The 1,125-nt window shown below is 52.8% G+C and carries 2 protein-coding genes; both read left to right on the forward strand.

Annotated features, from left to right (window positions below):
* Positions 1-234: 234 nt before the first annotated feature.
* On the forward strand, positions 235-585 hold the full coding sequence (locus tag VTU_RS33210) for an endonuclease toxin domain-containing protein (protein WP_138928004.1): 351 nt from the start codon (positions 235-237) through the stop codon (positions 583-585).
* Positions 586-592: 7 nt separating this feature from the next.
* Positions 593-1,125 (forward strand): contact-dependent growth inhibition system immunity protein (locus VTU_RS29520; RefSeq protein WP_236610833.1); only part of this gene is annotated, 533 nt, incomplete at its 3' end.

Here is a 1,125-nt window from a genome sequence, read left to right on the forward strand (position 1 = left end):
CAAGGACGTGTATGTCTTCCTCAATAACAGTCGGGATAAGCCGACTGAATTCTCCTCGATTCCCAGCATTTTCCCCGACTACCGCGAGTTTATCGTTAGCAACCCGCCAGCGACGAAATGCTGGGGCAAGCCGCAAGGGCGGCACTCGATGCCGGGGTACGAAACGCCCAGCGGCCACCGCGCGTGCGGCGCGGGTCAAAATAGTTGTCGTCTCATTCAAAAAATGGCTATGTTATGTTTGACAAAAGACAACCAAACCACAAGACCTTCAACTTCTTTAACCCGACCACGGGCCATGCGGTAAGTGTCAAGACCATGGACACCCTGGGACTGTCAGGAAGCAAGCCCATGACGCCAGAGGGGGCAGCGGGCTATTTGCGGCGGTACGTCCAGGAGGTGGTAGATTATGAGAAATCAGTGCATCAAACGAATGGAGTCCCAGAAAATTCTATCCAATCAAAAACCATTGAATTGGCCATCCCGGAAGGAACCCCGATCAAAGTGCGTGATAAATTGAACGAAGTTGCAAGAGATGCTCTCGTCCAGGGGGTTCAGGTGATTATTAGTGTGGTGGCAGTAAAGTGAGGTCATCATGTCTTTCAAATGTCTTCCCAAAGATGTCACAGGTAGAATCGAAATTTTCCGCTTTGGCACTTTTTATCGATTGATCAGTTGCACGTACGCACCGGGCCTGTCCGGCATGGACTTGGCCCATGGTCTGGACGAATCTCTGTCCACAACCGTCAGCGATGCCGAATTCGGTACGGCCATCCGCCGCTGCCACGACGCCACCCGATTCGTGGACTGGGACACCCTGCCCATGGGAGATGCAGCAAAGGCAGCAAACCGCGAGTGGAAGAAAAAATTCGTCCTGTGGCAACGCAAGGCGCTGGAAATGACGGGTTGCAAAAACCTGGAAGAACTCTATGAGGACGCCAGAAACTCCAGCAGTCGCCGCACCAAGGACGTGTATGTCTTCTTCAATAGCAACCTGAAAAAATCGACTGAGTTTTTCTCGATTCCTGACCATTTCCCCGACTACCGCGAGTTTATCGTCGAGCAACCCGCCAGCGACGAAATACTGGGACAAACCGCAAGGGCGGCACTCGATGCCGGGGTACGAAA

It is taken from the genome of Verminephrobacter aporrectodeae subsp. tuberculatae At4, assembly GCF_000193225.1.
In the GTDB taxonomy this organism is placed as follows: domain Bacteria; phylum Pseudomonadota; class Gammaproteobacteria; order Burkholderiales; family Burkholderiaceae_C; genus Acidovorax; species Acidovorax aporrectodeae.